The following is a 22,076-nucleotide window of genomic DNA, read 5'->3' as shown; positions in this document are numbered from 1 at the left end:
AACTGACGAAGTCAGTAACTATATCTACAGCAAGGCGAAGCTGACGTGGTTTGAAGAGATTTTCGAAGAGTATTAGTGATAAATCCATTATACAGTAGCAAACTTAATTTATCCACTCTGCTCCTCAACTGTCAGTTTTTGGTCCTGAATTGTTATTTGAGTAAGTTCTTTTTCCTCATAAAATTTTCTTCCTCTAAAACTTCTGGAAAAAAACAGATAATTTCTTGACAACATTTTTTATAAGAAACAAGTTCATCTGTCATTTCAAGCAGGAGTAATCCTTTATCTACTAATGGACGGAACGGAATTCAATCGCTTGTCTGATGTGTTTTCTAAGGAACATATCTACTATGCACATCCCTATACCTCTTGGGAAAGGGGAACTAATGAGAATCACAACAGGCTCATTCGTAGATGGTTACCTAAGGGAACTAAGAAAACAACTCCCAAAGAAGTCGCATTCATCGAAAATTGGATGAACAACTATCCTAAAAAATGCTTGAACTACAAGTCGCTCAGAGAAAACTTCTTGATGACTAACTTGAACTTGAAATTTAGCAATAATTCATTCACCATCTAACTATATTTAGTAATTATTTCAGAACTGATTAATATTAAAATTAACTAACGATTCAAAGGATTCATACTAGACATAAATTACATCCATCAGATAGAGACTCTTATTATTTTTAGATTTTAGCTTTTCTAGCTTCAGAATACATCTAAACTTTAGAGAAGATGACTATTCGAAAGCTCGAATGCCTCAAAATTATCTCAGATAAGCTATTCGAAACTTAGAATACTTGTAAATTTATGGAATTACGATTATTCTAAACTTAGAATGCATATAACCTTTAGTTGACAGACCTGTTCTAAGTCTCGAAGGCCTGTATTCCCATCTATTTCTCATCAAAAACACTCATTCCCCCTTTCTCCTCCAAAATATGGTATAGTAGAAATATACTATCTATGAGGAGTTTACATGTCACAGGATAAACAAATGAAAGCTGTTTCTCCCCTTCTGCAGCACCTTATCAATATCTCATCGATTGCCGGTGGGGTTGGGAGTTTGATTTTCTGCATTTGGGCTTATCAGGCTGGGATTTTACAGTCCAAGGAAACCCTCTCTGCCTTTATCCAGCAGGCAGGCATCTGGGGGCCACCCCTCTTTATCTTTTTACAGATTTTACAAACGGTCGTCCCTATCATTCCTGGGGCCTTGACCTCGGTAGCTGGGGTCTTTATCTACGGTCACATCATCGGGACAATCTACAACTATATCGGTATCGTGATTGGCTGTGCCATTATCTTTTATCTGGTGCGCCTCTATGGGGCCGCCTTTGTCCAGTCTGTCGTCAGCAAGCGCACCTATGACAAGTACATCGGCTGGTTGGACAAGGGCAATCGTTTTGACCGTTTCTTTATCTTTATGATGATTTGGCCCATTAGTCCAGCTGACTTTCTCTGTATGCTGGCTGCCCTGACCAAGATGAGTTTCAAGCGCTATATGACCATCATCATTCTAACCAAGCCCTTTACCCTCGTGGTTTATACCTACGGTCTGACCTATATTATCGACTTCTTCTGGCAAATGCTTTGACACGTAAAAAATCCGTTTGGTTTCCCAAACGGATTTTGTGCTTTATTTTGAAACTTCTTTTGCAAGAACAAAGTTCCCAAGTGTGGCAGAACCATTTCCTGCTACTGCTGGAGTAACGATATAGTCACGCACATCTGGCACTGGTAGGTAACCATTGAGAAGAGCTGTAAATTTCTCACGGACACGGTCCAACATGTGTTGTTGAGCCATGACCCCTCCACCAAAGACAATCACGTCTGGGCGGAAAGTCACTGTCGCATTAACCGCAGCTTGAGCGATATAGTAGGCTTGGACATCCCAAACAGGGTTGTTGAGTTCAATGTTTTCCCCACGAACACCTGTACGAGCTTCCAAACTTGGACCAGCTGCATAGCCTTCCAGACATCCCTTATGGAAAGGACAAACACCCTTAAACTCTTTTTCAATATCCATTGGATGTCTAGCAACATAATAATGACCCATTTCAGGATGACCCACACCGCCGATAAACTCACCACGTTGGATGACACCCGCACCGATACCTGTACCGATTGTGTAGTAAACCAAGTTTTCGATACGGCCACCAGCATTGTTACGGGCAACCACTTCACCATAAGCAGAGCTGTTTACGTCTGTCGTGAAGTACATAGGAACGTTGAGGGCGCGACGAAGGGCACCAAGCAAGTCCACATTTGCCCAGTTTGGTTTTGGAGTCGTTGTGATAAAGCCATAAGTTTTTGAGTTTTTATCAATATCAATCGGACCAAATGAACCAACTGCAAGACCAGCAAGGTTATCGAATTTTGAGAAGAACTCGATGGTTTTATCGATTGTTTCGATTGGTGTTGTTGTTGGAAATTGTGTTTTTTCTACAACGTTAAAGTTTTCATCACCGACAGCACAGACAAACTTTGTACCGCCCGCTTCCAAGCTTCCATATAATTTTGTCATGATAAACCTCTTGTTTTTATTTTCTTTATTATAGCATATTTCGAAAGTCTAAATTTCTCTATTTTTTAGATTTTCCTCTGTAAATCTTACCATTCAAGCAAAAACGAACAAACATGTCATTTGTTCGTTTTCACATTAAAGAGGATTGATTAGATTTTCACTTCGATCACAGCATCCCCCTTAGCAACTGAACCTGTTGCGACTGGAGCTACTGAAGCATAGTCAGCTGTATTTGTAACGATAAGCATTGTTGTATCATCAAGTCCAGCTGAAGCGATTTTGTTTGAGTCAAATGTTCCAAGAACATCGCCAACTTTAACCTTATCACCTTGAGCAACTTTTGCTTCAAAACCGTCACCGTTCATAGACACAGTGTCAATACCAACGTGGATCAAAACTTCAGCACCATTTCTTGTTTTCAAACCAAAAGCGTGTCCTGTTGGAAAGGCAATTGAAACTTCAGCATCAGCTGGTGCATATACCACTCCTTGGCTAGGTTTCACAGCGATACCTTGTCCCATAGCTCCACTCGAGAAGACTGGGTCATTGACATCAGCAAGAGCGACAACATCACCGACGATAGGAGTTACAAGTGTTTCATTTTGAAGAGCTGCTGGAATGTTACCAGTTGTTTCTTCTTGGACCAAACGTTCTGTCTCTACTTCAGTAGCAACTTCTTTTTCATCCTCATAACCAAACATGTAAGTGAGGGCAAAACCAAGGGAAAATGATACGGCTACCATAAGAAGGTATTGAGCAAGTTGTCCGTTACCGATGTAAAGCATTGTACCAGGGATGATGGTGATACCATTACCAGTACCAGCAAGTCCAAGGATTGAAGCCAATCCACCACCGATTGCACCAGCAATCAATGAAAGGAAGAATGGTTTACGGAAGCGCAAGTTTACCCCGAAGATAGCAGGCTCTGTAATACCGAGAAAGGCTGAAAGAGCAGCTGGGAAAGCAAGTGTTTTTAGTTTTGGATTTTTAGTTTTAACACCAACCGCAACAGTCGCAGCACCTTGAGCTGTCATAGCAGCTGTGATGATCGCGTTGAATGGGTTAGCATGGTCAGCAGCAAGCAATTGCACTTCAAGCAAGTTGAAGATGTGATGCACACCTGACACGACGATCAATTGGTGAACCCCACCAATCAAGAAACCACCAAGACCAAATGGCAAGCTAAGGATCGCTTTTGTAGCGATAAGGATGTAGTTTTCAACAACGTGAAAGACTGGTCCAATGACAAAGAGTCCAAGGATAGACATAACCAAAAGTGTCACGAATGGCGTTACCAAGAGATCAATCACATCTGGAACAACCTTGCGGACCGCTTTTTCAAATTTAGCTCCGACAACCCCGATGATGAAGGCTGGAAGAACGGAACCTTGCAAACCAACAACAGGGATGAAACCAAAGAAGTTTATAGCAGTTACTTCACCACCTGAAGCAACTGCCCAAGCGTTTGGAAGTGAGCCAGAAACAAGCATCATACCAAGAACGATACCAACGGCTGGATTTCCACCGAATACACGGAAGGTTGACCACACAACCAAACCTGGCAAGATGATGAAGGCTGTATCTGTCAAGATTTGAGTGTAAGTTGTCACGTCAGCTGGAAGTGTCATTCCAAGAGCAGTCAAGAGACCACGCACACCCATGAAGAGACCTGTCGCTACGATAACTGGGATGATTGGAACGAAAACGTCACCGAAAGTACGGATAGCACGTTGGAACCAGTTCCCTTGTTTGGCAGCTTCTGCTTTCATATCATCTTTAGATGATGTTGGCAAACCAAGTGCAACAACTTCATCGTACATTTTATTAACTGTACCTGTACCAAAGATGATTTGGTATTGACCTGAGTTAAAGAAAGCACCTTGAACTTTTTCCAAGTTCTCAATCACTTCTTTATTGATTTTTCCTTCATCTTTGACCATGACACGAAGACGAGTCGCACAGTGAGCTACACTGTTGACATTTTCACGTCCGCCCAAGGCATCGATGACTTTTTTTGCAATTTCCTGATTGTTCATTTGCAAAAATCTCCTTATATAACATTTTGTTCTTGTTTGAAAGCGATTTTATTCGCCCTTACGACTATTATTTTATCATGTTTTAGAAATATGTCAAGCGTTTTGCAGAAAAAATATTCCATCCACTTAGTGGGCACGCTTTAGATTGATTGTTTTTGACTGTTTCATCAGGCATTCCTTGAAAAAATAAGTTTTAAATCTGAGTTAAAAAGGGTTTTGTTTCACTTTCTTTCAATTTTCTGTAGATGGTTGATTGATTTTCTGCTTCTATTTTATGATAAGCGTTTGACAGTTTTTTCTCTTTTTTAACATAAAAGACTTGCTTTTTTAACCGAAAACGGTTACTATTAAAAGTGATAAGATTTTTGGAGGAATGAATGAATGGAATGGACTACTGAGCGTCGTTACAGACTTTATCAAGATTGGACGCAAGAAGAAATTCAACATATAAAGGAAAATATAGCACAATCTCCATGGCATACTCATTACCATGTTGAGCCAAAAACAGGACTTCTCAACGACCCAAATGGCTTTTCCTACTTTGATGGCAAGTGGATCCTCTTTTACCAGAATTTTCCTTTTGGTGCAGCCCATGGTTTAAAATCTTGGGTGCAATTGGAAAGTGAGGACTTGGTTCACTTCACAGAAACTGGTGTCAAAGTTTTACCTGATACTCCATTAGATAGCCACGGTGCCTACTCTGGTTCTGCCATGCAATTTGGTGATAACTTGTTCCTATTTTATACAGGAAATGTTCGTGATGAAAACTGGATCCGTCACCCTTACCAGATTGGAGCTTTGATGGATAAGGATGGCAAGATTAGAAAGATTGATAAGATCTTGATCGACCAGCCAGCAGACTCTACTGATCATTTCCGTGATCCACAAATTTTTAACTTTAAGGGTCAATTTTATGCCATCGTGGGTGGTCAAGACTTGGAGAAAAAAGGTTTCGTCCGTCTTTATAAGGCTGTAGACAACGACTACACAAACTGGCAAGTTGTTGGCAACCTTGACTTTGCTAACGACCGTACTGCCTACATGATGGAATGTCCAAATCTGGTCTTTGTAGGGGAGCAACCTGTCCTTCTCTACTGCCCACAAGGATTGGATAAGAAAGTTCTAGACTACGATAATATCTTTCCAAATATGTATAAGATTGGGGCTTCCTTTGACCCTGAAAATGCTAAAATGGTAGATGTGTCTCAACTTCAAAACATGGACTATGGTTTCGAAGCCTATGCAACTCAAGCCTTCAACGATCCTGATGGACGTGCTCTAGCTGTTAGCTGGCTTGGCTTGCCTGATGTTTCATATCCATCTGACCGTTTTGACCACCAAGGAACCTTCTCTTTGGTCAAAGAACTCACTATCAAAGACGGTAAACTCTACCAATTCCCAGTCGCAGCTGTCAAGGACCTTCGTGCCTCTGAGGAAGCCTTCTCAAATCGTGCCCAAACTAAGAACACTTACGAACTTGAACTCAGCTTGGAAGCTAATAGCCAGAGCGAGATTGTCTTACTAGCTGATCAAGAAGGCAAGGGACTTTCCATCAACTTTGACCTTGTAAATGGTCAAGTGACAGTAGATCGTAGCCAGGCTGGTGAACAGTATGCCCAAGAATTTGGGACAACTCGTTCTTGCCCTATCGAGAATCAGGCTACTACTGCTACGATTTTCATCGATAACTCTGTCTTTGAAATTTTCATCAATAAAGGAGAAAAAGTATTTTCCGGTCGTGTCTTCCCACATGTAGACCAAAATGGTATCCTCATCAAATCTGGAAACCTAACTGGAACTTACTATGAATTAGATTATGGTCGCAAAACTAACTGATGTCGCCAAACTTGCAGGCGTCAGCCCTACTACCGTTTCTCGTGTTATCAATAAAAAGGGCTATCTCTCCGAGAAAACCATCCAAAAAGTCAATGAAGCCATGCGGGAATTGGGCTATAAGCCCAACAACCTAGCTCGTAGTTTGCAAGGAAAATCGGCTAAATTAATCGGCTTGATTTTCCCAAATATTTCCAACGTTTTCTACGCAGAATTGATTGATAAGCTGGAACACCAACTCTTCAAAAATGGTTACAAGACCATCATCTGCAACAGTGAGCATGATTCTGAGAAGGAACGCGAATACATCGAAATGTTGGAAGCCAATCAGGTGGACGGCATCATTTCTGGTAGTCACAACTTGGGAATCGAAGACTACAATCGAGTGACGGCACCAATTATTTCCTTTGACCGAAATCTGTCACCAGACATTCCAGTCGTTTCCTCTGACAACTACGCTGGTGGAGTTCTTGCTGCCCAGACCTTGGTTAAGACAGGCGCCCAATCTATCATCATGATTACAGGGAATGACAATTCCAATTCGCCTACTGGACTACGCCACGCTGGTTTTGCATCCGTACTTCCAAAAGCTCCTATTATCAATGTTTCCAGTGACTTTTCTCCCGTCAGAAAAGAAATGGAAATCAAGAATATCTTGACTCGACAAAAGCCAGATGCCATCTTTGCTTCAGATGATTTGACAGCTATTTTGGTCATTAAAATCGCTCAAGAATTGGGCATTTCTGTACCAGAAGAGCTCAAGGTCATCGGCTATGATGGTACCTACTTTATCGAAAATTACTACCCTCAACTGGCTACTATCAAGCAACCCTTGGAAGAGATTGCCTGCCTCACTGTCGATCTTCTCTTGCAGAAGATCGAAGGCAAGGAAGTTGCGACAACTGGTTACTTCTTACCAGTTACCTTATTACCAGGAAAAAGTATTTAAATACAAGAAAACTCAGACCGAATTCGTCTGAGTTTTTATGATCTTAAATTTTCTAGGTAGCGCTGGGCTGTCTCTAGGTTAAAGGTTTTATCTGCGATGAGGCGCTCGACTAGGGGAGCAACTTCGGATTCACTAGCACCTGCGAGAAGTGCCAAAGATTTAGCCTGCAATTTCATGTGGCCTTGCTGAATCCCTGTACTCACCAAGGCTTTGAGGGCCGCAAAATTTTGGGCAAGCCCGATAGACACGATAATCTGGGCTAATTCTTTGGCAGAAGGATTTCCCAATAATTCATGACTGAGAGCTACACGAGGGTTGAGACCAACAGAGCCACCCTTGGTCGCTACAGGCATGGGTAAGGTCATCTCACCGACCAATTCTTCTCTTTCAAGATCCAGCGTCCAGCGACTGAGACCTTGATAGCGCCCGTCTCGACTAGTAAAGGCATGAGCCCCCGCCTCAATGGCACGCCAGTCATTACCAGTGGCAATCAAAATGGCATCAATACCGTTAAAAATCCCTTTATTGTGGGTAGCCGCTCGATAAGGATCAGCTTGCGCAAACTGACTAGCCAAGGCTATCTTCTCTGCAATTTCTCGTCCTTGCTCCTTTTGGCGGATCAAGTAGCGAAAGGCGATGCGACAGCTTGCAGTCACCAGAGAATCAGTTGCGTAGTTGGACAGGATTCCCATGAGACTCTGTCCCTGACTGAGTTCTTCTAAGACTGGTTTCAAGGCTTCCAGCATGGTGTTGAGCATATTGGCACCCATGGCTTCCTGGGTATCGACATGAATATAAACAACGAGAAAGTCTGGTTCGCCTTTTATCTGCTCGACATGCAGATCACGCGCCCCACCTCCACGTTTAACGATAGAAGGATAGGCTTGATTGGCAAGTTCTAGGAGCTCTGCTTTCTTGCTGGCAATCTTCTCTTGCGCTTGTTCAGGGTCAGCAACTTGATAAAGGGCTACCTGTCCAATCATCTGGCGCTCATGAACCTGAGCAGTAAAGCCACCTGCTCGCTTGATGATTTTACTAGCATAGCTGGCCGCAGCAACCACGGACGGTTCTTCTGTCACATAGGGAACTGTGTATTCCTGACCGTTAACGAGAACCTCTGGGACCAGCGAATAAGGCAGAGAAAAAGTTCCCACCACATTCTCACTCAGCTGATCTGCCACAGTTACACTCATCTGTTCATCCTGCTCTAAACTCTCTTGCCTCTCAGGACTAAGGAACGCCTGAGCTTTTAACAGCTCGAGGCGCTCTTGGTATGATTTTTTAGAAAATCCATTCCAACTTATCTTCATTATTTTTCAACCTTGCTATAACGGCGTTGGTGATCAACAATTTCAACCAAGGCAAAATCTTGATTTTCATAGCCAGCAAACTGAGCAGAATTTGTTTCATCTAAGTCTACTTCTTCAAAGAAGACTTTTTCATAGTCTGCAACAGATAAGGCAGTTCGTTGGTTGAGCTTGTTCAAGCGGTCTTTATCCAGATAAGCTTCATAACCTTCAACCAATTCACCGCTGAAGAACTCAGCTACAGCACCACTTCCGTAACTATAAAGGGCGATTTTATCCCCAGCCTTCAAGCTATCTGTATTTTCCAAGAGAGACAGAAGCCCAAGGAAAAGTGAACCTGTGTAGATATTCCCCACCTTTTGACTGTAAAGAATAGACTGGTCAAAATGCTTTTGCAAGAGGTCTTTTTTCTCTTGAGGCAGGCTCTTATCCATGATTTTTTTCAAACCTTTTAAGGCTAATTTAGGATAAGGCAAATGGAAACAAACAGCCGCAAAATCATCCAAAGTAAGCTGGTAGCGTTTTTGATATTCAAGCCAAGTCGTTTTCAAACTATCCAAATATTGTTGGGTAGAATAGACACCATTTACATAAGGAGTTGTCGAGTAATTTGGACGCCAAAAATCCATGATGTCACGGGTTTGAGCAACATTGTCATTATTAAAGGCCATCATGCGTGGATTTTGTGTAATCAACATGGCCACACTTCCAGCACCTTGAGTTGGTTCTCCTGGAGTTTCAATACCGTACTTGGCAATATCACTGGCAATGACCAAGACCTTGGACTCTGGAGAATTTTCCACATGCAATTTGGCATAATGAAGGGCAGCTGTCGCTCCATAGCAGGCTTCTTTAATCTCGAAACTACGCGCAAAGGGCTGAATACCCAGCAAGCCATGCACAAAGACGGCTGCAGCCTTACTCTGGTCAATTCCTGACTCGGTCGCCACAATGACCATGTCAATTTCTGCTCTTTCTTGCTCAGTTAAAATAAAGTCACTAGCACTGGCCGCCAAGGTCACGATGTCCTCAGTTAAGGGCGCAATACTCAATTCCTCGAGTAAGAGTCCTTTGCTTAATTTTTCAGGGTCAATTCCCCTCGCTTCTGCTAAGTCTTGTAACTTCAAGACATATTGACTGGTCGCAAAACCAATCTTATCAATACCGATTGTCATATTTACCTCTGTTTTATCATTCATGTAAAAAATCGTTCGGTACTATTTTATCACAAATGGCAGTAAAAGAGATAAAAAAGACTTGATTCACCAAATCAAGCCTCTTATTGGTCATAATTTCAAAGAATGATTAGTTGCTAGAGAGTTCACCGATATAAGTAGCTTTATAAGCCCCATTCTCAGTTATCAGTTCCTGGAGGATTAAATTTCCTGAGTAAGTCCTTCCCATCTCATCTACAAATTCTTGATAAAACTGACTGGTCGGAATTTCTCTGACATCCTTATCAAATGTCTTGTCAAGTGTTTTACTAACCTTTTCGGCAATCAACTGATGCTCTTGTAATCCACTTTGAAACTCTGAACCCAAACTAGAAACCATGACTGGGATAAGCAACAAAGTCAGTAGACTTACAGACAATAAGGAAAATAGTGATTTTTTCATGATTTTTCCTCCTTTATATAGAGAGAATAGCATACATAGAAAGCCTTGTCACTATATTTATCTCATTTTTCAGAAAATTCTTTTATTTCTGTAAAGTCTACGATACTCGATGTGTTTTTATATAATGATACAGTCTGAGAATCACTGTTCCGCTAGCCATTCCAATGGAAATGACCAGAGCCAGCATAACAACTAATGTTGCACTTGCCAGCGCTTTATTATAGTCCCCTGTCACAAAAAAGGCAGTTGTCCGATAGGAGAGATAACCCGGAACCAAGGGTGCCAAGATTGCTAAGATAAAGACCACAGCAGGAGTCTTATAAAGAATACTTAAAATCTGGCTGACACAAGAACCTATAATGGCTGCAATAAAAGTAGCCACAATAACATTGGTCGGTTCCTTGAGCAAGAGATAGACTAGCCAGACAGCCATGCCCAAAATTCCTCCTGGTAAGAGCATGGACCGCTGAACATTGAGTACGATTAGAAAGGTAATAATAGCAAGAAGACTTGCTACTGCTTGTAATAAAAAGGTTATTAGTGTCATATTAGTTCATCAATACCAAGGCGACAGAAGTTCCTGCCCCTAAAGCAAGGGTAATGAGCAGGGATTCAAACATCTTGCTCATACCAGAGTTTATGTGGTTGGTCATAATATCACGAACCGCATTGGTCAAGGCAATTCCTGGAACAAACGGCATGACCGCACCAGCTATAATCAAGTCTGCCGTTGAAGGAAAGCCTGTGTAGCGAGCCCAAAACTGGGCAATCATTCCAAAGACGAAGGCCCCAGCAAAGGCTGTCACAAAGGGAATTCGGATAAACTTCTCCACATAGAGGGAAAAGGCAAAACCAAATAAGGTCGCCACTCCTGCCCCAAGTGCGTCGTAGATATTTCCACTAAACATAACCGAAAAGAAAGGAGCACTTAAGGTCGCAGCCAGAGTTACCTGCAACTTAGTATAGGGAAGGGGTTGGGCCTGCAAGGCCGTCAATTGCTTAAAGGCTGTTTCTAAATCAATCTGCCCCCCAACCAGCTGACGAGAAATCTGGTTCACATCGCAGACTTTTTCGATGTTATAAGAAGAGGAGGTCACCCGCTTCATGCGCGAAATATTGGTATTTTCAATAGAGAAAAAGATAGCGGCAGGCATGGCAAGGACATTGCAATCCACAATCCCCTGCGAATGCGCAATCCGAATCATGGTATCTTCTACGCGATGAATCTCTGAACCACTTTTAAGGAGAATAGTCCCCGCTAGCATAATCACATCGATGACGGCATTTAATTCTCTTGATTCTTCCATGCGTTCCTCCTTTTATCAACTCCTTCTATTCTATCACAAATCCGGACTCAAAAAAAATCTTTGCCATGAAATCATGACAAAGATTGATTACTTATTTTGATTATCCATCTGATTTTAAGGAGTAGCTGAACTTGTTTTAGGTTTGTAGATTGAAATCTTGACCCTTGTCTTATTGAGGTCTACCTTTTCACCTGCTCTAGGACTTTGTTCAACAACCATGCCTTCTGCACTACCTGCAGGTGCTTTCGTCACTTCTACAACTTCTATATTGGCTTCCTTAATCCCAACAATTTGAATCAAATTGTTCTTAGTAAACTCCAAGCTGGAACCAATGTAACTCGGCATGGCAACACTTGTAACTTTTTTAGCTACTGTCAAGACGATTTGAGTAGGTTTACTCAAATCATAAGGGATACCTGCACCTGGACTTTGTTTCATAATCGTTCCTGGTTCGCTTTCGCTGGACTCTTCTTCCTCTATCTTAATCAAATTCTCAGGAACCTTCTTCTGCTTGAGTTCTGAGATGACTTCTGTAGAGTTCCGTCCAATATAGTTCCCTAATTGAATCGTCGTAGCTTTTTTAGCCACTGTCAAGACAATTTGAGTTGCCTTGCTCAAGTCATAGGTCGTACCTTCTGGTAGACTTTGCTTCATGACCGTTCCAGCCTCACTCTCCTTGGACTCTTCTTCCTCAATTTTAATCAAATTATCTGGAACTTTTTTCTCTTTTAATTCCGCAATGACATCAGATGATTTCCGACCGACATAATTACTAATTTGGAAAGATTGCTTGCCTGATGAGACAACCAAATTGATTTTCGTTCCTTCTTTTCGACCAGTTCCAGCGCCAGGATCTGTACGGATAATCCGCCCTTCCTCCACCTTTTCACTAGCCTCTGACTTCTCCTCGCCAATCTCAAAATTGGCTTTCTTGAGGGTTTCCTTGGCTTCCGCAACTGTCTGACCTGCCACATCTGGAATGGCAATGGTTGCAGGAGTTCTGGATAGTATCCAAATAAGAGAGGCTGCCACCAATACAAGGCTGGCCAAAAAAATCAGGTAACGCATCTTAAATCTACGTTTTTTCGGTGCTTGTGGTTGGTAAGTTTCCTCTGTCACAGCCTGGCTTGTTTTTTTGATTGGTTTGTGTTCTGTCTGCGCTTGAACCTTAGGAATAGATGTCAAGGTACTCTGGGAAACCTTCGGTAAGGTCTTGGTATCTGCCTTAGTCGCATCGTCAAAGATCAGCTTTGGTTCATTACGACGATTATAAGACAAACTACTAGACAAATCCACATACATCTCAGCAACTGATTTATAGCGATCTGTCAATTTCTTAGCAGTTGCCTTGATAACAACATTCTCCAAAGCCTGGGGCACAGATGGATTCTCAGCAATAACGGACGGCAGGGGTTTTTGGAAATGCTGGAGAGCGATGGTCACTGCACTATCCCCATCATAAGGGATATGGCCTGTCAGCATCTCATAGAAAATGATCCCCATGGCATAGATATCACTTTGTACAGTCGCCTTAGAACCACGCGCCTGCTCTGGTGACAAGTAATGAACGGAGCCCAGCATCGAGTTAGTCTGAGTCAGACTCGTCTCAGCAAAGGCTACTGCAATCCCAAAGTCTGTAACCTTGACAGTCCCATCTGGTGTCAAGAGGATGTTTTGAGGTTTCAAGTCCCTGTGAACAATCCCTCTGGTATGAGCCAAACGCATGGCGAGAAGAATTTGTCCCATGATACGGACGGCTTCTTCATTAGAAAGAGGATAGTGTTCCTTGATATAGCGTTTAAGGTCAAGTCCAGCCACATACTCCATAGCGAGGTACTGTTGACCGTCTTCCTCACCAATATCTGTTATCCGAACGATATGAGGATGGTCTAAATCTGCCATAGCTCTCGCTTCACGCTGAAAACGAGCTACAGCTATCGGGTCCGTCTGGTAGTTGGTCCTCAGAACCTTCACTGCCACTTCTTCCCCGTCTAGAATCAAATCTTTGGCTAAGTAAACATCTGCCATGCCTCCTCGACCAATCTGTTTGACAATCCGATAGCGTCCGGCAAAAATCTTGCCGATTTGGATCATTCTGCATCCTCCTCGTTCATAGAAACAAGGGCAACCGTAATGTTGTCTAAACCTCCTGCATTGTTAGCAAAACGAACAAGTGTCTCCGTTTTATCTGCTAAAGGAATATCACTGGTTACAATATCACGAATCTCACTGCCTGAAATCATGTTGGTCAAGCCGTCACTATTGAGCAAGAGATAGTCACCTGACTCAAGGATCACTGTCCCAAAATCAGGCTGAATTTCATCTTTTTGCCCAATAGACTGGGTGATAATATTTTTTTGCGGATGAGCTTCTGCCTCTTCTGGTGTCAATTGACCAGCCTTGAGTAATTCATTGACCAAAGAATGGTCGCTCGTCAACTGATGGTATTCTTCTCCACGAATCAAGCCGATACGAGAATCACCAATATGAGCATAGATAGCCTGATTATCGATAATAGCAAGGACTTCCAAAGTAGTTCCCATGCCTCTGTAAGCTTCATCCTGACCAAGCTGGTGAATCTTTTGATTTTCAATTTCTAGGTAATGGGCGAACCATTCACGCACTTCATTGACTGTATCGATTTGGGTATCAACCCAAGCTATACCTAGGTCTGTTACCGCCATTTCACTAGCGATATTCCCTGCGCGATGACCTCCCATCCCATCAGCTAAAATAATCATGGTACGTCCAGCTCTATTGACATAGTGGTTGACATAGTCTTGGTTATTTGTTCGTTTCTGACCAACATCTGTTAATAATGAAATTTCCATGTGTCAGTTCCTTCCTAATCCGATATCTTGCGAAATTGACTGATGAAGAATCCATCACTTCCATACAATTCAGGTGTAATGAGGATACAGCCGTCTTTCATGATATCCTTACATTCATGTTCTAGTTTTACCTGCTCGAACTCGGGATGACTTTCTAAAAAGGCCTCAACAACTTGAAAATTCTCCTCTGAGACAATAGTACAGGTGCTATAAGTTATTATACCACCTTTGCCTAGTGTTTGACAAACACTACCTAATATTTCTAGCTGAATTTCCTGTAAGGACGCGAAATCTGCCGTTTCTTTATTGTATTTGATATCTGGTTTTCGGCGCAAAAGACCGATTCCTGAACAGGGAGCATCCACCAAAATCTTATCAAATGAATTCTGCCCAAAAAACTCATGCACCTTTCTGGCATCCAATTTTTGCCTTTGAACCCGATCTGCAACTCCCAGACGTTGAGCATTTTCTTGGATTAAGTCCAACTTGTGATCGTACAAGTCCAGAGCAGTAACCTGACCTGTCGTGAGATAAGAGGCTATATGGGCTGTTTTCCCACCCGGAGCCGCACAGGCATCAAGCACTCGCTCATCTCCCTGCAAATTCAAAGTTGGCGCAACCAGCTGACTAGACTCGTCTTGGATGGTTATAGTCCCTTCTGCAAACAAATCATGGCCTGCAAAATGCCCTTGCTCCTTAACCAGACCAGTGGTTGCTAAAAGGGAATTATTCGCCTCCAATAAGGCTTGGATTTCCTCTTTTCGGCTTAAATCAGTTACACGAATACTGGCCTTGTTTCGCACCAAGAGACTTTCAAAAATAGCTTGCGCTCGCTCCTCTCCGTATTCTTCCTTGAGCTTTGCAACTAGCCAAACCGGAAGGGAATAAGCGATGGAGTCACGCTTGTTTTTTCGTTTGATGCTAGCAATATCTGGCCAGCCTTCACGCAAGATACGGCGAAGGACGGCGTTGACCAATTTTTCACTGCCTTTTTTACGGACTTTGGCCAATTCCACTGCTTCATTGACCACAGCATAATCTGGAATCTTGTTCAAATAGCGGAGCTGGTAGGCACTCATGAGAAGAAGGACATAGAGCCAGTTATCTAACTTATCTCTGTCTTCGATAAAATGGGATAGGTACCATTCCAGAGTCAGTTTACGGGCTACCGTTCCATAGACTAGCTCGGTCACTAAGCCCTTGTCTGCTGCCGAAAGTTGACTTCCCTTGAGATGCTTATTTAAGGCGATATTTGAGTATGCTTGATTGATAAAAACATCCTCTAATACTGCCAGGGCTAAACTTCTAGCCGTTTCTACTTTAGTCACCAAATCGTTCTCCTACAGTCAATGTACGTCCAACTCCGTTGAGGAAGGAAGCGATGTCCATCTTAGGCTTACCAGCTGGCTGCACTTGCTTAAGAGACAAAGCTCCTTCTGCCGTTGCGACAATCAATTCTTTCTTGCCGATAGAGAGAATCTCTCCTGGATTTCCCTGACCTTCTACTGGCAGGGCTTCATAAATCTTAAAGCGGTCGCCCTTAAGGAAAGTATGGGCAACAGGCCAGGGGTTCATCCCTCTGATTTGGTTGAAAAGTTGACGATTGCTTTTAGTCCAATCCAACTTTTCTTCCTCTGGCTTGATATTTGGCGAGAAAGTAACCTGACTTGGATCCTGCGGTTCAGGTTTGATGTCACCAGCAATGTAGGCAGGCAAAGTATCCAAAAGCAAATCACGACCAACTAGCGCCAATTTTTCAAACAAGGTGCCAACATTGTCCTCATCTGTGATCGGAATACTACGACGAGAAATCATATCCCCTGCATCCATTTCCTTAACCATCTCCATAATGGTTACACCAGCTTCCTCATCACCTTGAATCAAGGCATAATGGATCGGAGCACCACCACGATGTTTAGGAAGGAGTGACGCGTGAACGTTGACCGCAAAGTCCATGCTATCAAGGAGTTTACTTGGGAGAAACTGGCCAAAAGCGGCAGTCACAATCCCATCTGCTCCTAGCTTCATAAGATCTTCCATCTCTGGACTTCCAGATAGTTTTTCAGGTTGGTAGATAGGAAGTCCTGCCTCTTTTGCAGCTTGTTTAACTGGGGTTTCCTGGATAACTTTTTTACGTCCGACAGCACGGTCTGGCTGGGTCACAACGGCTAGAATTTCGTAACGGTTATCTGTCAAAAGTCCTTTTAAGACTGTTGCTGAAAAGTCGGGTGTCCCCATAAAGATTAGTTTTGTCATATCTTCTCCTTCTTATAAAAATTGCTGTGGCTCATGGTCAATGCTGAGACGGAGCTCACTATTTTCCCTTTCTTGAGTCAAGGCCAAGACCTGGTTGAGGGTTGGTCCCAGCTCATCTTCTAAACGGTATTTAATTAAAATCTGGTAATGATAGAGGTTGTGAGTACGGGCGATGGGTTTGGGCGTTGGCCCGAGGATGTTACTGGTTTCAGACAAACCTGACCGCAAAATGTTCATGACTTCATAGGCACGTTTGACCACCTCTTCTTCTTTCTTGTGAGAAAGGGTAATGCCAATGGTGAAATAGTAAGGTGGATAGCCAAGTTGTCGTCTGATACCCATTTCATAAGCATAAAAGCCTTCGTAGTCCTGGTCTTTTGCAAATCGAATAGCGTAGTGCTGAGGATTGTAAGACTGAATCAAGACCTGCCCAGCTTTTTCAGCACGTCCTGCTCGACCTGCCACCTGAGTCAAGAGCTGGAAGGTTCTCTCAGAAGAACGGAAATCAGGCAGATTCAAGGCCGTATCCGCATTTAGAACACCGACTAGGGTCACATTTGGAAAATCCAATCCCTTGGCAATCATCTGAGTACCTAGTAAAATATCTGCTTCTCCTCGCCCAAACTGGTCAAGCAGAGCTTGGTGACTACCTTTCTTACGAGTCGTGTCCACATCCATGCGCAGAATGCGAGCCTGGGGAAAGAGTTCTGCTAGCTCGTCATAAGCCTTCTGTGTCCCTGTCCCATAGTAGCGAATACTGCGGCTCTTACAGTTAGGACAGACCTGAGGAATGTCCTTCGAAAAACCACAATAATGGCAGTTCATATTCTTGGTATCCATGTGCAAGGTCAAGGAAATATCACAGTTGGGACAAGTATCCACCGTCCCACACTCCCGACACATGACAAAGCTAGAATAACCACGGCGATTGAGCATGAGAACCACCTGCTCTTTTTTAGCCAGACGGTCCTGAATCGCTTCTAGCAAAGGAGGCGTAAAATTTGACGTCTCGTTTTGTCCGATATAGTCCCGAAAGTCAATCACTTGAACCTCAGGGATTCTAGCTAAAGGATTGGCGCGTTGGGTCAGACGTAAATGTTGATAAACGCCTTTGCCAGCCCGAGCACGGCTTTCCAGACTAGGAGTTGCTGAACCAAGCACCAGAGCCGCTTGATTATAATGAGCCCGTAAAATAGCCACCTCTCTAGCATGGTAACGGGGATTACTGTCCTGCTTATAAGTCGCTTCATGCTCCTCATCGATAATCATGACACCTAGATTTTTCAGCGGAGCAAAGATGGCAGATCTAGCACCAACAACAACTTGGGCATCGCCGCGTTCCACCTTGCGCCATTCATCATACTTTTCACCATTGGACAGGCCTGAGTGAAGAATGGCCACTTTCTTACCAAAGCGAGCAATAAAACGCTCCGTCATCTGCAGAGTCAAGGAAATCTCAGGCACTAACAAGATGGCTGTTTTCCCCTTATCCAAAGCTCCTTGGATTATTTGTAAGTAAACCTCGGTCTTCCCACTTCCTGTGATCCCTTGAAGGAGGAAGGGAGGCTGATGACTACCAATAGCACTCACAACCGCATCACGCGCCTGTCTTTGCTCTGGATTCAACTCCAAAGGCTGACTTGCTTCAATCCCTTCAAAATAAGCAGCCGAGCGTTGCACTTCCTTTTGGACTATGGACACAGCACCTTGTTCCACAAAAAAGTTGACCTGCTCCCGTGAGTAGGACTCTAACAAACTAGCCAAGGAAGCACTCTCAGGATGAGACAGCAAGTAATCTCTCAATTCCAACTTTTTCTTGGCACGCGCAGATATTTCAACACCTTCTAATTGAGCTAGATTCACCTCATACCAAGACTGGGTCTTGACCTTCTTTTGATCGACTGCCTGATATTCCAGACCAAGTAGGCCTTTTCTAGTCAAACGCATCATTTCAGCTTGCTTACCTAAATCCAGAGAAGAAAAGGCTAGTGAATCTTCAGAACCAAACAAGCGCTCTCGGTCTTCCTGACTCAGACCTTCCAGAGGATAGAGAATCTTCTCATAGCTAGAATTTAGAAATCCCGGTAGCATAGCCTTGAGAATAGAGATTTTGTAAGAAAATACAGATTTGCGGAGCTCCTCAGCCAGCCAGAGTTGTTCTTGCGTGAGAACAGGAGAAAAATCCAGTACCTCGGCAATATCTTTTAAATCTTGACTTACCCCTTCTTCATCCACTTGGGACTCCAAACCAAGAACAATCCCTTGAATCAGGCGATTGCCCTTACCAAAAGGCACATGAACCCGCATCCCAACTTCTAGCATTCCCTCAAATTCCTTAGGAATCTTGTAACTATAGGGCTGGTCCGTCTGCATCAAGGGCACATCTACAATAATATTGGCTATAACCATCTTCTCACCTCCTCCTTGTCAGTACATTCTTACAATAGAAAAAATAAGATTGAGTCCCCCCAACCTTAAATTTTTTCACCATCTTCTTTTTCTTTAGCGATTTGCTCTTTGATTTTCTTTTCTTCTTCTTCTTTGCGGCGTTTTTCTTCTTCGATACGGCGACGCACTGCTTCACGTTTCCCTTCTGGGTCTGGGTGAATGGTTACGTTTCCTGATTCGATTTCTTCTAGAGCGCGAAGAGTTGATTTTTCAGACTTGAAACCTTGAGTTGCTGGTGCACCTGCTTCCAATTCGTGGGCACGTTTTGCTTCCAAGATTACGAGTGAATATTTTGAAGGAACCTTGTCGAGCAAGGTATCAATAGAGGGTTTTAACATCATTTGCTTGTACCTATTTTCTAAATTTTATCGGGTAGTTGGAGACTTTGGTAACATCTCCTGATAGTGACCAATGACACGGTCCACACGGAAGTGCTCTGCTTCGATCACACGTTTGACACGCTCAGCAGCTAGGGGCACCTGATCGTTGACAATCGCATAATCATACTCACGCATGAGAGCAATTTCTTCCTTGGCTTTTTCGATTCGTTGGGCAATCACTTCTGCGCTATCTGTTCCACGACCTACCAAGCGGTCTTGTAATTCATCCAAATCTGGTGGTGTCAGGAAGATAAAGACAGCATCTGGAACCTTTTTCTTAACCTGAAGAGCACCCTGAACTTCAATTTCAAGGAAAACATCGATTCCCTTGTCCAAGGTTTCATTGACGTAGGTCAGAGGAGTTCCATAGTAGTTGCCGACATATTCTGCGTATTCCAACATCTGTCCTTGACGAATCAGCTCTTCAAACTCTTCACGAGTACGGAAGAAATAGTCACCACCGTCCACTTCTCCAGGACGTTGTGCGCGTGTCGTCATCGATACAGAGTATTGAAATTGATTTTCAGAACTCTCAAAAATCTCTCTTCTAACCGTTCCTTTGCCAACCCCTGAAGGACCAGAAAAAACGATTAGTAAGCCTCGGTCTGCCATTGTGTCTCCTTTTAGTCAGTCTGTGAAATAACATTTCTCTAGAATAATGGCAAAAAGCCAGATTATCCTTTACAGTCTTTCTATCTAGTGTAACAAAAAAGCAGTAATTTTTCAACTGCTCTTTCTTATTTATTTAGATGTGTTGTGATTCGAACGTGAAATATCGCTTTTAAAATATCTTCAGAAAATAGGTCTATACCATTTACAAATGAAAAAGAAAGGTTTATAATGTAATTGACATAATAAATTGTAGAATCAATTTTTTAAGGAGGTTAACATTATGCCTAACTATATTAAAGCGGATCAGTTTTTCTACCCACACGGAGTTCGTCGAGGTGGTTACTTGGAACTTGTGGACGGCAAGTTTGGAAAACATGTAGAGCAGATTCCTGAAGGAGCTGAGGTGATTGACTATACAGGTTATAGCATTGCTCCAGGACTTGTGGATACCCACATTCATGGATTTGGCGGTGTGGATGTTATGGATAATAATATCGAAGGAACGCTTCATACTATGAGTGAAGGACTCCTCAGCATGGGGGTAACGAGCTTCTTGCCAACAACTTTGACATCGACTTATGAGCAATTGCTTGCGGTAACTGAAAATATCGGTGCTCGTTATCAAGAAGCAAGTGGCGCGAAAATTCGTGGAATTTATTTTGAAGGGCCTTATTTCACAGAGAAATACAAGGGGGCTCAAAACCCTGCCTACATGAAAGATCCTCGCATGGATGAGTTTCGTGCTTGGCAAAAAGCAGCAAATGGCTTGCTAAATAAAATTGCTCTTGCGCCAGAGCGTGAAGGTGTAGAAGACTTTGTACGGACTATCACCGGAGAAGGTGTAACGGTTGCTCTTGGGCACTCAAACGCGACTTTTGATGAAGCTAAAAAAGCAGTCGATGCTGGAGCGAGTGTTTGGGTACACGCCTACAATGGAATGCGTGGGTTGACTCACCGCGAACTGGGTATGGTTGGAGCCATGTATCAATTACCTCATACCTATGCAGAGTTGATCTGTGATGGCCATCACGTAGATCCAAAAGCCTGCGAAATTCTTATCAAACAAAAAGGGACAGAAAACATTGCTCTTATTACAGACTGTATGACAGCTGGTGGATTGGAAGACGGTGACTATATGTTGGGAGAATTCCCAGTTGTCGTTGCAAATGGAACTGCACGCCTCAAATCGACAGGTAACTTGGCAGGTTCTATCCTCAAACTCAAAGATGGTGTGAAGAATGTAGTCGAATGGGGAATTGCGAATCCGCATGAAGCAGTCATGATGGCCAGCTTCAACCCAGCTAAATCCGTTCACATCGATGACGTCTGTGGACAAATTCGTGAAGGTTATGATGCAGATTTTATTGTTTTAGACAAAGATTTGGAATTGGTAGCAACCTATCTAGATGGTGTGAAACGTTATCAAGCATAAGAGAGAAGAGTCTGGGCAAAAGTCTAATTTGAGGAGAAAATCCAGTAATACTCCTTTGAAGTCAAAAAGCAACAAACACTGTCAACTATTTGTTACAACTCCATTAATTAGTATTCCACTTTCTAAAATCAGTATTTTGAGCTGTGCAATCCAAGTCTTCTAATTTGTTTTTTAATTTCTGTTTAGTATAAATTTTACTTGGGCAGTAGACCAACTTGGAGCGTTTACGAGTTGTTCCAGGCTCAGTTTAGCTTGTTTTCTTAGTCTCTTCTTTGTCTTTCTGTGAGACTTGGGAGAGAGGATGTTTTCCTTATAGAGTATTTTTCTAACAGTTGTATCAGAGAGCTGAATTCCCTCTTCTTCAGCTAGTAATTCACAGAAATGAAGGACATTTGGTTTATATGTTTCATAGGAGAGGTATTTCTTTAGGACACGTTCTTTGATTTCATCAGGGATTGCATGTTTTGGTTTTCGATTTCTGTTTCCGTGTCTGAAGGCTTCTTTTCCTTTCTGTTGATAGGCTAGTAGCAGACGATTG

Annotated in this window: 18 protein-coding genes and 2 pseudogenes; 5 read left to right on the top strand and 15 right to left on the bottom strand. The window is 42.8% G+C overall.

From position 1 onward, the window contains the following. Nucleotides 1–295: 295 nt before the first annotated feature. Both HT688_RS03875 and HT688_RS03870 read left to right on the top strand, forming a co-directional pair. Nucleotides 296–580 (top strand): annotated as a pseudogene (locus tag HT688_RS03875) (IS30 family transposase); the annotation flags it as partial. A 402-nt stretch (nt 581–982) separates the two neighbouring features. Beyond that, nucleotides 983–1,600, top strand: coding sequence for a TVP38/TMEM64 family protein (locus tag HT688_RS03870; RefSeq protein WP_023940844.1), 618 nt, complete (start codon nt 983–985; stop codon nt 1,598–1,600). Nucleotides 1,601–1,642: 42 nt separating this feature from the next. On the opposite strand, the gene scrK is transcribed toward HT688_RS03870, so the two are convergent. Together scrK and HT688_RS03860 are read right to left on the bottom strand one after the other, a co-directional pair. Continuing rightward, nucleotides 1,643–2,530: a fructokinase ScrK gene (gene scrK, locus HT688_RS03865; RefSeq protein ID WP_000164309.1), complete on the bottom strand. Its 888-nt coding sequence runs from the start codon at nt 2,528–2,530 to the stop codon at nt 1,643–1,645. A 149-nt stretch (nt 2,531–2,679) separates the two neighbouring features. Beyond that, nucleotides 2,680–4,566, bottom strand: coding sequence for a sucrose-specific PTS transporter subunit IIBC (locus HT688_RS03860; protein ID WP_023940843.1), 1,887 nt, complete (start codon nt 4,564–4,566; stop codon nt 2,680–2,682). A gap of 381 nt (nt 4,567–4,947) precedes the next feature. Between HT688_RS03860 and HT688_RS03855 the strand changes: the two genes are divergently transcribed. Further along, complete coding sequence (locus HT688_RS03855; protein ID WP_023940842.1) at nt 4,948–6,402, top strand: sucrose-6-phosphate hydrolase; 1,455 nt, start codon at nt 4,948–4,950, stop codon at nt 6,400–6,402. Beyond that, on the top strand, nt 6,383–7,348 hold the full coding sequence (locus tag HT688_RS03850) for a LacI family DNA-binding transcriptional regulator (protein WP_000226009.1): 966 nt from the start codon (nt 6,383–6,385) through the stop codon (nt 7,346–7,348). The genes HT688_RS03855 and HT688_RS03850 overlap by 20 nt, the downstream gene beginning before the upstream one ends. Nucleotides 7,349–7,383: 35 nt before the next feature. On the opposite strand, the gene HT688_RS03845 is transcribed toward HT688_RS03850, so the two are convergent. From HT688_RS03845 to gmk, 12 genes are all read right to left on the bottom strand, one after another. Then, nucleotides 7,384–8,658 carry a hydroxymethylglutaryl-CoA reductase, degradative gene (locus HT688_RS03845; protein ID WP_000704368.1) on the bottom strand — a complete coding sequence of 425 codons (1,275 nt, stop codon included), beginning with the start codon at nt 8,656–8,658 and terminating at the stop codon, nt 7,384–7,386. Next, on the bottom strand, nt 8,658–9,830 hold the full coding sequence (locus HT688_RS03840) for a hydroxymethylglutaryl-CoA synthase (protein ID WP_000151945.1): 1,173 nt from the start codon (nt 9,828–9,830) through the stop codon (nt 8,658–8,660). The genes HT688_RS03845 and HT688_RS03840 overlap by 1 nt, the downstream gene beginning before the upstream one ends. A 130-nt stretch (nt 9,831–9,960) precedes the next feature. Further along, complete coding sequence (locus tag HT688_RS03835) at nt 9,961–10,209, bottom strand: hypothetical protein (protein ID WP_025170610.1); 249 nt, start codon at nt 10,207–10,209, stop codon at nt 9,961–9,963. Nucleotides 10,210–10,369: 160 nt separating this feature from the next. Further along, nucleotides 10,370–10,819, bottom strand: a complete 450-nt coding sequence (locus HT688_RS03830) for a threonine/serine exporter family protein (protein WP_000172685.1) — start codon at nt 10,817–10,819, stop codon at nt 10,370–10,372. A 1-nt stretch (nt 10,820) separates the two neighbouring features. Beyond that, nucleotides 10,821–11,579: a threonine/serine exporter family protein gene (locus HT688_RS03825; RefSeq protein WP_000392948.1), complete on the bottom strand. Its 759-nt coding sequence runs from the start codon at nt 11,577–11,579 to the stop codon at nt 10,821–10,823. A 114-nt stretch (nt 11,580–11,693) separates the two neighbouring features. Continuing rightward, on the bottom strand, nt 11,694–13,673 hold the full coding sequence (stkP, locus tag HT688_RS03820) for a serine/threonine-protein kinase StkP (protein WP_023940838.1): 1,980 nt from the start codon (nt 13,671–13,673) through the stop codon (nt 11,694–11,696). After that, nucleotides 13,670–14,410: a Stp1/IreP family PP2C-type Ser/Thr phosphatase gene (locus HT688_RS03815; protein ID WP_000406237.1), complete on the bottom strand. Its 741-nt coding sequence runs from the start codon at nt 14,408–14,410 to the stop codon at nt 13,670–13,672. The genes stkP and HT688_RS03815 overlap by 4 nt, the downstream gene beginning before the upstream one ends. Before the next feature lie 14 nt (nt 14,411–14,424). Continuing rightward, nucleotides 14,425–15,738, bottom strand: coding sequence for a 16S rRNA (cytosine(967)-C(5))-methyltransferase RsmB (rsmB, locus tag HT688_RS03810; RefSeq protein ID WP_007284879.1), 1,314 nt, complete (start codon nt 15,736–15,738; stop codon nt 14,425–14,427). Further along, nucleotides 15,731–16,666 carry a methionyl-tRNA formyltransferase gene (fmt, locus tag HT688_RS03805; RefSeq protein ID WP_000163714.1) on the bottom strand — a complete coding sequence of 312 codons (936 nt, stop codon included), beginning with the start codon at nt 16,664–16,666 and terminating at the stop codon, nt 15,731–15,733. Before fmt ends, rsmB begins: the two co-directional genes overlap by 8 nt. Before the next feature lie 12 nt (nt 16,667–16,678). Then, entirely contained in the window at nt 16,679–19,075 is a 2,397-nt protein-coding gene (locus tag HT688_RS03800; RefSeq protein ID WP_172923575.1) for a primosomal protein N', read from the bottom strand. Between the two features lie 65 nt (nt 19,076–19,140). Further along, nucleotides 19,141–19,455 (bottom strand): DNA-directed RNA polymerase subunit omega, encoded by a 315-nt coding sequence (rpoZ, locus tag HT688_RS03795; RefSeq protein WP_000979235.1) that lies wholly within the window; start codon nt 19,453–19,455, stop codon nt 19,141–19,143. Nucleotides 19,456–19,479: 24 nt separating this feature from the next. Further along, complete coding sequence (gene gmk / locus HT688_RS03790; protein ID WP_000775034.1) at nt 19,480–20,106, bottom strand: guanylate kinase; 627 nt, start codon at nt 20,104–20,106, stop codon at nt 19,480–19,482. Between the two features lie 280 nt (nt 20,107–20,386). On the opposite strand from gmk, the gene nagA reads away from it, so the two are divergent. After that, nucleotides 20,387–21,538, top strand: coding sequence for an N-acetylglucosamine-6-phosphate deacetylase (gene nagA / locus HT688_RS03785; protein ID WP_001134440.1), 1,152 nt, complete (start codon nt 20,387–20,389; stop codon nt 21,536–21,538). Nucleotides 21,539–21,784: 246 nt separating this feature from the next. On the opposite strand, the pseudogene HT688_RS03780 reads toward nagA, so the two are convergent. Beyond that, nucleotides 21,785–22,076 (bottom strand): annotated as a pseudogene (locus tag HT688_RS03780) (ISNCY family transposase); the annotation flags it as partial.

The organism is Streptococcus sp. 1559 (assembly GCF_013276735.1).
GTDB classification, from domain to species: Bacteria; Bacillota; Bacilli; order Lactobacillales; family Streptococcaceae; genus Streptococcus; species Streptococcus pseudopneumoniae.
Note: the sequence above shows the minus strand (reverse complement) of the source record. Positions and strands in the feature narration are given on the sequence as shown.

Excerpts from the sequence above, each read along its gene's own strand:
- HT688_RS03870 (WP_023940844.1), top strand. The coding sequence starts at position 983 with ATGTCACAGGATAAACAAATGAAAGCTGTTTCTCCCCTTCTGCAGCAC.
- scrK (WP_000164309.1), bottom strand. The coding sequence starts at position 2,530 with ATGACAAAATTATATGGAAGCTTGGAAGCGGGCGGTACAAAGTTTGTC.
- HT688_RS03860 (WP_023940843.1), bottom strand. The coding sequence starts at position 4,566 with ATGAACAATCAGGAAATTGCAAAAAAAGTCATCGATGCCTTGGGCGGA.
- HT688_RS03855 (WP_023940842.1), top strand. The coding sequence starts at position 4,948 with ATGGAATGGACTACTGAGCGTCGTTACAGACTTTATCAAGATTGGACG.
- HT688_RS03850 (WP_000226009.1), top strand. The coding sequence starts at position 6,383 with ATGGTCGCAAAACTAACTGATGTCGCCAAACTTGCAGGCGTCAGCCCT.
- HT688_RS03845 (WP_000704368.1), bottom strand. The coding sequence starts at position 8,658 with ATGAAGATAAGTTGGAATGGATTTTCTAAAAAATCATACCAAGAGCGC.
- HT688_RS03840 (WP_000151945.1), bottom strand. The coding sequence starts at position 9,830 with ATGACAATCGGTATTGATAAGATTGGTTTTGCGACCAGTCAATATGTC.
- HT688_RS03835 (WP_025170610.1), bottom strand. The coding sequence starts at position 10,209 with ATGGTTTCTAGTTTGGGTTCAGAGTTTCAAAGTGGATTACAAGAGCAT.
- HT688_RS03830 (WP_000172685.1), bottom strand. The coding sequence starts at position 10,819 with ATGACACTAATAACCTTTTTATTACAAGCAGTAGCAAGTCTTCTTGCT.
- HT688_RS03825 (WP_000392948.1), bottom strand. The coding sequence starts at position 11,579 with ATGGAAGAATCAAGAGAATTAAATGCCGTCATCGATGTGATTATGCTA.
- stkP (WP_023940838.1), bottom strand. The coding sequence starts at position 13,673 with ATGATCCAAATCGGCAAGATTTTTGCCGGACGCTATCGGATTGTCAAA.
- HT688_RS03815 (WP_000406237.1), bottom strand. The coding sequence starts at position 14,410 with ATGGAAATTTCATTATTAACAGATGTTGGTCAGAAACGAACAAATAAC.
- fmt (WP_000163714.1), bottom strand. The coding sequence starts at position 16,666 with ATGACAAAACTAATCTTTATGGGGACACCCGACTTTTCAGCAACAGTC.
- HT688_RS03800 (WP_172923575.1), bottom strand. The coding sequence starts at position 19,075 with ATGGTTATAGCCAATATTATTGTAGATGTGCCCTTGATGCAGACGGAC.
- rpoZ (WP_000979235.1), bottom strand. The coding sequence starts at position 19,455 with ATGATGTTAAAACCCTCTATTGATACCTTGCTCGACAAGGTTCCTTCA.
- gmk (WP_000775034.1), bottom strand. The coding sequence starts at position 20,106 with ATGGCAGACCGAGGCTTACTAATCGTTTTTTCTGGTCCTTCAGGGGTT.
- nagA (WP_001134440.1), top strand. The coding sequence starts at position 20,387 with ATGCCTAACTATATTAAAGCGGATCAGTTTTTCTACCCACACGGAGTT.